Origin of the sequence: Brevundimonas sp., assembly GCF_044239655.1 — a bacterium.
In the GTDB taxonomy this organism is placed as follows: domain Bacteria; phylum Pseudomonadota; class Alphaproteobacteria; order Caulobacterales; family Caulobacteraceae; genus Brevundimonas.
This window is the reverse complement of sequence record NZ_JBIIAY010000123.1, coordinates 1-8,981: the sequence shown is the minus strand read 5'-3', so window position 1 is coordinate 8,981 and position 8,981 is coordinate 1. Positions and strand designations below refer to the sequence as shown.

The following is an 8,981-nucleotide window of genomic DNA, read 5'->3' as shown; positions in this document are numbered from 1 at the left end:
TCACCGAGGGACGGGCGGCCTCGGTCGCCTATGTCAACGGCGACCTGCGCGTCACGGTGCATCCGAACCAGGGGATCACCGGCCGCCCGTCCTCGACCCGGATCATCCAGGCCGTGGTCCGCGACTAACCCTTGAAGGCGTCCTTGGCGGCGCGGCGGGCGGCGAAGTCGTCGGCGTCGCGCGCGCGCAGGAAGGGGTTGAAGGCCTTCTCGACCGACAGGACCGTGGGCTCGGTGAACGCGCCGCGTTCGCGCATGGCGAAGATGGAGGCTGCGTGGTCGGCCATCTCGGGCCGGTCGTCGATCGACAGGGCGAAGCGGGCGTTCGCGGCGGTGTATTCGTGGGCGCCGTACAGGACCGTCCGGTCGGGCCAGGCCGCGATGGCCGACAGGCTGGACCACATCTGTTCGGCCGTGCCCTCGAACAGGCGGCCGCAACCCAGCGGGAACAGGGTGTCGCCGACGAAGGCGATGTCGTCCTCGGCCGAGCGATACAGGATATGGCCCAAGGTATGGCCGGGGGCCGAGGTCACCTCGAACCGGGTCTGGCCCAGCATGACGACGTCGCCGCCGGTGACGACCTGATCGACGGTTGCGATGCGGCGGACCTCCTCGGGGCCGACGATCCGGGCCCCGGTCGCGGCCTGGATCGCGGCGTTTCCGCCGGCGTGGTCGGGATGCCAGTGGGTGTTCAGGATCAGGTCGAGCCGACCCCAGCCGAGGCGCTCAAGCTCGGCCAGGATGGCGTCGCCGTCCGGGGTGTCGATGGTGGCGACCTGTCCGGTCGCGTCGTCCCGCAGCAGGAAGGCGTAGTTGTCGCTGAGGACCGGGAAGATGTGGACGGTCAGGGCCATGGGGTTTCTCCGGGCGACGGCAGGGCGACTTCTGGCATATAGTGCGCCGCATGCGTCGCAGCATCGAGGATCTTCGCGCCTTCTATGGCGAGCCGACGGGGGCGCTGGTGCGTCGGCTGGTGGCGCGGCGGCTGGATGACGCCTGGGGCGAGGCCGTGGGCAGCGACATCCTGGGGATCGGCTATGCGACGCCGTGGCTGGACGCCTTCGTCGGGGCGCGCCGGATCGTGGCGGCCATGCCGGGCGGGCAGGGGGTGGAGCTGTGGCCCGCCGCCGGGCGCAACCGCACCCTGCTGGTCGACGAGAAGCGCCTGCCGTTCGCGGCGGGGGCGTTCGATCGCATCCTGCTGATCCATGCGCTGGAGGAGGCCGATGATCCCGCCGCCCTGCTGACCGAGGCGGTACGGGCCCTGGCCCCGGCGGGGCGGATAATCCTGGCCGTCGCTGCCCGGGGCGGGCTGTGGGCGCGGGCGGAGACGACGCCCTTTGGCCATGGACGGCCCTTCACCCGCCGTCAGCTGGAGCGGCTGGTGCGTCAGGTGGGGCTGGAGCCGACGGCCTGGTCCCAGACCTTGTATACCCCGCCGTGGACGCCCCTTCTGGGGCTGGCCGACGGGATCGAGCAGATGGGCGGGATGGTCGCACCGGGGGCGGCGGGACTGATCCTGCTGGAGGCCTCGCGCCAGGCCTATGCGCGGGTCCGGCCGTCGGGATCGGCGGCCCGGGTGCGGGTGCCATCGCCGGATCTCGTGCCTCAGCCCGCACGTCGCAGGCCGGAGTTCTAGCCGCGCCCCCGATTCGTGGGCTAAAGCCGATCCATGCACCGCCTCATTCTCATGCGACACGCCAAGACCGAACGGGCGGCGGCTTCCGGCCACGACCGGGACCGTGCCCTGACCGAGCGGGGACGCGAGGACGGTCTGCTGATGGGGCGGGTTCTGTTCGAGAAGGGACTGCGGCCCGATCTGGCCCTGGTCTCGACCGCGACCCGCACCCGCCAGACCTGGGACCTGTTGCAGGAGGCATTCGGCGACGTCGAGGTGCGGCTGTTGCCCGACCTCTACAACGCCACGTCCGATGTCATCCGCCGCTTCGTCGAGGGTGCCGAGGAGGAGGCGGGATGCCTGCTGGTGCTCGCGCACAATCCGGGGGTCCATCTGCTGGCGCATGAATATCTGGTCGAGAGTGCAGCCTCGCCCAGCGTGCTGGATCGGATGGCGGCGGGCTTTCCCACCGCAGCGGCGGCGGTGTTCGAGGTCGATGTCGCGGGCCGCTGTGCCTATGACGGCTATTTGACGCCCAAGGCCTTCGGCGGCGGCGCGGACGAATGAGCGCCCCCGAAGCGCAGGCGGGCGTCGCCTACAAGATCATCGCGGCCGGGGAATGGGACGGCATCGTCGCGGACGGTGCCTATGCCGGGTCAGAGGTCGATCACGCCGACGGCTATATCCATCTGTCGACCGGGGATCAGTTCGCCGAGACGGCGGCCAAGCACTACGCCGGTCGCGCCGATCTGCTGTGCCTGACCGTGGACCTCACGGCCCTGGGTGAGACCGTGGTGTGGGAGCCGTCGCGCGGTGGCCAGCTGTTTCCGCACATCTATGGGCCGCTGCCGATCGCGGCGGTGACGGGGCGTCGCCGGTTCGCGGTCGAGGCCGATGGCGCGGTACGGTTCGAGGACGCCGCGTGAGCCTGTCCGATCTCGGCGCGGCGGCCCTGCGGCGGCTCGATCCCGAGGACGCGCACGGCTGGGCGATCACCGCGTTGAAGACCCTGCCGCTGCCCCGGGCCAGGGCGGACGATCCTATCCTGGCGACGCGGATCGCCGGGCTGGAGCTGACCAATCCGGTGGGGCTCGCCGCCGGACTGGACAAGAACGCCGAGGCCCTGAAGGGGCTGTCGCGGCTGGGGTTCGGCTTCATCGAATGCGGCTCGGTCACGCCCCTGGCCCAGGCGGGAAATCCGCGTCCGCGCCTGTTCCGCCTGAGCGAGGACCGGGCGGTCATCAACCGGATGGGGTTCAACAATCGCGGGCTCGAGGCCTTTGCCGCAGGGCTGGCCGCCCGGCCGGCGGGCGTGGTCGTGGGCGGCAATCTGGGGGCCAACAAGGACACCGAGGACAAGGCGGCCGACTATGTCGCCGGGCTGCGACGACTGGATGGTCTGGCCGACTATTTCACGGTCAATATCTCGTCGCCCAATACGCCGGGCCTGCGGGCGCTCCAGGGGCGCGAGGCGCTGGACGACCTGCTGGGCCGGGTCGCGGAGGCGAGGGGGCCTGACGGCGGGCGGGCACCGGTCTTCCTCAAGATCGCGCCCGACCTGACCTCGGCCGAGATCGGCATGATCGTCGAGGCGGCCCTGGCCCACGGGATCGACGCCCTGATTGTGTCGAACACCACCCTGGAACGGCCCGGCCTGACGTCGCCGGACGCCGGACAGTCGGGGGGGCTGTCGGGCGCGCCGTTGAAGCCGTTCGCCCTGGCCGCGCTGCGTGCGGCGGCGGAAGCCGCGGCGGGGCGTCTGCCCCTGATCGGCGTCGGCGGGATTGCGTCCGGAGAGGATGCCTATGCGCGGGTCCGGGCGGGTGCGGCGGCGGTGCAGATCTATTCCGCCCTGGTCTACGAAGGGCCCGGGCTGGTCGGTCGGATCAAGCGCGACCTCGCCGCACGCCTGCGCGCCGACGGGTTCGCGAACGCTTTCGAGGCCTCTCGCGCCGGCCGTTGACGGAGCGTTAGGGCCGCTTCGCCATAGTGCGTCCATGTGGCCGAAATGGCCGGTGAGGACGCGCATGACGGAGGTCACGATCCAGACGACCGCCGACAACTGGGCCGAAGCCGTGCGTCAGCGCCGCAAGGCCTTGATTCAACGCATGGGCATGGGGGCCGCGACGGCCCTGATCTTCACCCCGATCCTGGGGTGGACGGTGTCGATTCCCTGGGTGGTCTTCTATTTCGCCGTTCAACTGGTCGACGCCATGATCTTTGCGCCGATCACCAAGACGACCGTGGGGCGGATGCCGCTCTGGCGGATCGTGCTGGGCGGTCTGATCCTGTTCATGAACGCGGCCAGTTTCGGCAGCCTGTCGGTGATCCTGTGGCTGACCGGCGGCGTCATGGGCGGTGTCTGCGCCTCCATCGTGCTCGCGTCCGGGTCCATCTATGCGGTGGTCAATTCGCCGCGTTCGGCCACGGTGCTGGCCCTGACCATCACGCCGCAGTTCCTGTACTTGCTGGCCACCCCGATCCTGATGACGCTGAACGGTGCGGCACCCAGCTTTGTCACAGCCTCCGTGGTCGCGATCTGCGTCTTCGGCGCCTATTGCCTGTCGACCTGGCGCAGTATCGAGAAGGCCTATATCGCCGAGAACCACGCGCGCCGGATCGCCGAGGAGCGTCGCGCACAGGCCGAAGCGGCGCTGGCCGGGCGATCGGCTTTCCTGGCCGCGATCGGCCATGACCTGCGCACCCCGATCGGGGCCATCCTGACCGGTTCGGCCGAGATGGACCGGGTCGCCACCGACGCCTGCGCCCGGGCCCACGCCGCCCTGATCACCGACGCCGGCCTGATGATGAAGGCCCTGCTCGACAATCTGCTGGACCATTCCAAGCTCGACGCCGGGCGGATGACGGTGGAGGCCGAGGATTTCGACCTGCGCGCCATGCTGGCCCAGACGCTGCGTCTGTGGACGGGTCCGGTGCGGGCCAAGGGGCTGAGCATGCGGGTCGAGGGCGCGCGCGACATGCCGGCCATGGCGCGCGGCGATGCGATGCGGTTGCGCCAGATCCTCAACAATCTGATTTCCAATGCCCTGAAATTCACCGAGACCGGTTCGGTCACCCTGCGGCTCAAAGCCTGGCCGGAGGAGCCCTCGGGTCATGCCGTGCTGATCGAGGTCGCCGATACCGGCCCCGGGATGACCCGCGAACAGATGGGCCGTCTGTTCTCCGCCTTCGACCAGACGGCGGACGGGATCAGCGCGCGCCACGGCGGCACCGGCCTGGGCCTGTCGATCAGCCGCGAACTGGCCTCCCTGATGGGCGGGCGGCTGACCGCGCGCAGCGCGCCGGGAGAGGGGGCCTGTTTCACCCTGTCGCTGGTGCTGGGCGAGGCGACGCATGACATTTCCACGATGGCGCCGCTGGACGCGGAGACCCGCGCCGACATCTCCGCCGACCTGATTGCGGCCTCACGCGCGGCGCAACGGCGGGTGACCGCACCGGCCGCTGTCGTTGAGCCCGCCAGGGTCGAGGCGACGTCACAGCCCCTGCCCGCAGCGGCGGCTTCGCCGAGCCTGGAAGAGATACTAGGTCAGCTCGGTGGGCCCGACCTGGCACCGGCGGTCCACGTCGAGCCGGTGGCGGCCGGCCCTGTGATCGAGGTCGCTCCGACCGATGTCGAGGACCAGGATGCGGATAGGCCTCTACGGGTGCTGGTGGTCGACGACCACGACATCAATCGCCGCGCGGTAGAGCTGATCCTGACGCCGCTGGGCTGTGATATCGCCACGGCGGCGGATGGGATGGCGGCGTTGAGGATTTGCGAGGTCGATGCCTTCGACGTCATCTTCATGGACGTGCGGATGCCCGAGCTGGACGGCCGCGAAACGACGCGGCGACTGCGCGCGGGTGGCGGGATCAATGCCGACGTGCCCGTGATCGCGGTCACCGCCGACACCAGTCCCGACGATGTCGCCGCCTGTATGGCGGCCGGCATGACCTATTTCGTCTCCAAGCCCCTGACCCCGCCCGCCCTGCTCGGTGCCCTGCAAAAGGTGCTGTCGGCCGGGGCGGATCAGGACGATGCCGTGGAGACGGTGGCGGCCTGAGGGTTGTGGGCGTGGGCGGCAGATTGCTCCCGTCCGACACCGTGTCGCCCCCTCCGTCTCCTCGCCAAGAGGCTCGGATCCTCCTCCCCATCGCTGCGCGACAGGGAGGAGAACGCGCTCAAGTAGCGAGGCTCCGCGAGCCGAGCGTTAGCGCGGCGGCGAAGCCGCCCCAGACTAGAGCTGCGCCAGCAGGTGCTCGGCGGCGGAGACCTTGAACTCGCCGCCCTGTTCGATGTTCAGCTCGGTGACGACGCCGTCCTTGACCAGCATCGAGTAACGCTGCGAGCGCTCGCCCATGCCGAAGCCGCGCGCGTCCAGCGTCAGACCCACCGCGCGGGTGAAGTCGCCCGAACCGTCGGCCAGCATCAGGATGTCCTCGGCACCGTCGGTGGCCTTGGCCCAGGCACCCATGACGAAGGGATCGTTGACCGACAGGCAGGCGATGGTGTCCACGCCCTTCGCCTTGAAGTCCGCGCCGTTGTCGACATAGCCGGGCAGGTGGCGGGCCGAGCAGGTCGGGGTGAAGGCGCCGGGGACGGCGAACAGGGCGACGGTCTTGCCCTTGAAGATCTCGTCGGTGGTGATCGGCTTGGGGCCTTCCGCCGTGGGGGTGCCGAGGGTGGCGGTGGGGATCTTGTCGCCGATCTGGATGGTCATGGAAGGCTCCGGGAGCTGTGGGGTTGGGTCGTGGACCGCAGATAGGCGTGCCGGATGCCGCCGCCAAGCCCGCAAGGGCGTCATGACGCCTTGCGAAAGTCGAGGTGGGCGCCGATCATACGGTCATGGCTGAATTCGACTCGCTCGTGGGACGGCTGCTGGTGGCGATGCCCGGCATCGGCGATCCGCGTTTCGAGCACGCGGTGATCCTGGTGTGCGTGCATGAGCCGGGCCATGCGATGGGGCTGAGGCTCGACCGACCTGCACCGATGGTGGACCTGAAATCCGTGCTCTCGAAACTGCAGATTCCGGCACCCGACAGCGCGTCGGGCCGCCCGGTCCTGGTCGGAGGGCCGGTGGACAAGGAACGCGGCTTCGTCCTGCACACCGACGACTGGATGAACCGGGACACCAGCGTGCCCTTCGTCGACGGCCTGGCCATGACCGGGACCCGGGACGCGCTTCTGGCCATGACCGACGTGGCGGGACCGAAGCGTTCGACCCTGCTGCTGGGCTATGCCGGCTGGGGCGAGGGCCAGCTGGAGGGCGAGCTGGGCGAGAACGTCTGGCTGACCGCCGACGCCGACATGGACGTCATCTTCGACGCCGACCACGAGACCAAGTGGGCACGCGCGCTCGCCGGGCTGGGCGTCGATGCCGGCATGCTGTCGGGGCAGGCGGGGCGGGCCTAGGCCTTCGGCTTGCGCGGCCGGGTCGCCTTGGCGATAGCGTCGACGACCTTGGTCTTGAGGCTGCGTTTGACGGCGGCGACGGGCGTCTTGACCACGGTGGGGGATTTGCGCGGCGCATAGAGGCTGGCGCGGTCGAGCGGCAGGCCGGACGGGCCGGGGCGGCGTTTCTGGGCCACGGTCTGATAGACCAGCACCGATCCGCGCTCGAAGCTCTTCTTGAACAGGGCGAAATAGATCAGCCACAGCCGGGTGCGGGCCTCGCCGACCATGGCATAGGCGTCCTCGCGACGGGCGTAGAGCCGGTCTTCCCAGTGTTTCAGCGTCAGTTCGAAATGCTCGCGCATGTCTTCGACGTCCAGGGTCTCGAAACCGAGACGGCCCAGGTTGGTCACTGTCATGCCGATGGTGTCCAGCTCGCCGCCGGGGAAGATGAAGCGGGTGATGACCTTGGTGGTGTTCGTGGCCTTGATCGGGTTCAGCCCGCCGCGCCGCACCGAGGCCTGGTGGAAATACAGGCCGCGCGGTTTCAGCAGCCGCTTCATCTCGAGGAAGTGGCGCTCGTGGTTGGCGAAGCCGACGTGTTCGAACATCTCGACCTGGCTGATGGCGTCGTATTCGCCGACGACATCGCGGTAGTCCTTCAGCTCCAGCGTGATCTTGTCCGACAGACCCTCGCGCTCAACCTTGGCGCGGCCGTAGTCGAGCTGGGCCTGCGACAGGGTCACGCCGTGGACGGTGACGCCGTAGTTCTTGGCCGCCCAGCACGACAGGCCGGCCCAGCCGCAGCCGACGTCGAGCAGTTTCTGGCCGGGCTGGAGACGGAGCTTCCGACAAATCCGGTCCAGCTTCTCTTCCTGGGCGGCTTCCAGCGTGGCGTCGTGGTCGGTGAAATAGGCGCTGGAGTAGACCATCTCCGGATCCAGGAAGATGGCGTAGAAGTCATTGCCGACGTCATAGTGGAACTGGATGAAGTCCTTGTCGCTGCGGCCCGACTTGTCGGCGCCGATGCCGTCGTTGCCGGTCTTGTCCCACTCGGGCAGCTGGGTCGCGCCCGCGTCCGAGCCGTCGAACAGGAAGGGCAGGGCGGCCTTGGCGATCAGTCCCTTGTCGGCGCGCTTGGCCAGGTGGATGGCCCGGCCGTGGTCCCAGCGGTCGGCGGCGTCGAGCGGCGATCCGCCCTCGATCCGCATGTCGCCGGTGGCGAACATCTCGAACAGGGTCATCAGGCCGGGCTTGAGCATCAGACGGCGCACGGCGCTGGGCCGGGCGATCACGATCTGGATGTCGTCGCGGGCATTGGGGCCCAGCGGCAGGACCTCGCCGTTCCACAGGCGCAACGACAGATCGGCCTGAAGCAGGTCGGCGACATGGGCCGTGATACGTCGCGCGGCGACCAGTCTCTTGTCGGTATCGGGGGTCATGCTGATATCTCTATGGCCTGACTGCTCTTTGCACGGTGGAGCGCGGACGGGCTAGAGAGTCGTGTCATTTCAGGCGGGGAGGCTGTTTTCGGGCCACGCCCCGGGCCTTTTGCGTTGACTCGTCGGGGTCGGTCCGTATATGTCGCCGCTCTTCGCCCGCGGGGTCACCCGGCGGGCGCTATCTTTTTTGCGTTACGCTGAGGCTCAACATGTACGCGGTGATCAAAACCGGCGGCAAGCAGTACCGGGTCCAACCGGGCGACACGATCGTTGTCGAAAAGCTTGACGGCGATGCTGGCCAGGAACTGAAGTTCGACAGCGTCCTGATGCTGGGCGGCGACAACGGCGTGACGCTGGGCGCTCCGATGATCGACGGTGCCTTCGTCGGCGCGACCCTGATCGAGACCCGCAAGGGTGAGAAGATCAAGATCTTCAAGAAGACCCGTCGTCAGGGCTATCGCCGCACCAACGGCCACCGCCAGATGGAATCGGTCCTGCGCATCACCGGCATCGACGGCGCCGGCGAAACC

At 69.0% G+C, this 8,981-nt stretch carries 11 protein-coding genes; 8 read left to right on the top strand and 3 right to left on the bottom strand.

Annotated features, from left to right (window positions below):
* On the top strand, window positions 1-128 hold a 128-nt coding region (locus ACILQR_RS13885), incomplete at its 5' end, for a DUF4908 domain-containing protein (protein WP_395651989.1).
* Here the strand turns inward: ACILQR_RS13885 and gloB are convergent.
* On the bottom strand, window positions 125-853 hold the full coding sequence (gloB, locus tag ACILQR_RS13880; protein ID WP_395651988.1) for a hydroxyacylglutathione hydrolase: 729 nt from the start codon (window positions 851-853) through the stop codon (window positions 125-127). The genes ACILQR_RS13885 and gloB overlap by 4 nt on opposite strands.
* A 50-nt stretch (window positions 854-903) precedes the next feature.
* On the opposite strand from gloB, the gene ACILQR_RS13875 reads away from it, so the two are divergent.
* The 5 genes from ACILQR_RS13875 (at window position 904) to ACILQR_RS13855 (ending at window position 5,681) form a co-directional block, all read left to right on the top strand.
* Window positions 904-1,638: a class I SAM-dependent methyltransferase gene (locus ACILQR_RS13875; RefSeq protein WP_395651987.1), complete on the top strand. Its 735-nt coding sequence runs from the start codon at window positions 904-906 to the stop codon at window positions 1,636-1,638.
* A 33-nt stretch (window positions 1,639-1,671) separates the two neighbouring features.
* On the top strand, window positions 1,672-2,184 hold the full coding sequence (locus tag ACILQR_RS13870; protein WP_395651986.1) for a SixA phosphatase family protein: 513 nt from the start codon (window positions 1,672-1,674) through the stop codon (window positions 2,182-2,184).
* Window positions 2,181-2,543, top strand: coding sequence for a DUF952 domain-containing protein (locus ACILQR_RS13865; RefSeq protein WP_395651985.1), 363 nt, complete (start codon window positions 2,181-2,183; stop codon window positions 2,541-2,543). Before ACILQR_RS13870 ends, ACILQR_RS13865 begins: the two co-directional genes overlap by 4 nt.
* Window positions 2,540-3,580, top strand: coding sequence for a quinone-dependent dihydroorotate dehydrogenase (locus ACILQR_RS13860; protein WP_395651984.1), 1,041 nt, complete (start codon window positions 2,540-2,542; stop codon window positions 3,578-3,580). The genes ACILQR_RS13865 and ACILQR_RS13860 overlap by 4 nt, the downstream gene beginning before the upstream one ends.
* Window positions 3,581-3,644: 64 nt before the next feature.
* Window positions 3,645-5,681 carry an ATP-binding protein gene (locus tag ACILQR_RS13855; RefSeq protein WP_395651983.1) on the top strand — a complete coding sequence of 679 codons (2,037 nt, stop codon included), beginning with the start codon at window positions 3,645-3,647 and terminating at the stop codon, window positions 5,679-5,681.
* Window positions 5,682-5,855: 174 nt separating this feature from the next.
* Here the strand turns inward: ACILQR_RS13855 and ACILQR_RS13850 are convergent, their stop codons facing one another.
* Window positions 5,856-6,338 carry a peroxiredoxin gene (locus ACILQR_RS13850; RefSeq protein ID WP_395651982.1) on the bottom strand — a complete coding sequence of 161 codons (483 nt, stop codon included), beginning with the start codon at window positions 6,336-6,338 and terminating at the stop codon, window positions 5,856-5,858.
* 125 nt (window positions 6,339-6,463) lie between these two features.
* Between ACILQR_RS13850 and ACILQR_RS13845 the strand changes: the two genes are divergently transcribed.
* The gene (locus tag ACILQR_RS13845; RefSeq protein ID WP_395651981.1) at window positions 6,464-7,030 is read left to right on the top strand and encodes a YqgE/AlgH family protein; all 567 of its coding nucleotides are present in this window, start codon (window positions 6,464-6,466) and stop codon (window positions 7,028-7,030) included.
* Here the strand turns inward: ACILQR_RS13845 and ACILQR_RS13840 are convergent.
* On the bottom strand, window positions 7,027-8,451 hold the full coding sequence (locus ACILQR_RS13840; protein WP_395651980.1) for a class I SAM-dependent methyltransferase: 1,425 nt from the start codon (window positions 8,449-8,451) through the stop codon (window positions 7,027-7,029). The genes ACILQR_RS13845 and ACILQR_RS13840 overlap by 4 nt on opposite strands.
* Before the next feature lie 209 nt (window positions 8,452-8,660).
* Between ACILQR_RS13840 and rplU the strand changes: the two genes are divergently transcribed.
* A partial coding sequence (rplU, locus tag ACILQR_RS13835; protein WP_395651979.1) for a 50S ribosomal protein L21 occupies window positions 8,661-8,981 on the top strand: 321 nt, incomplete at its 3' end.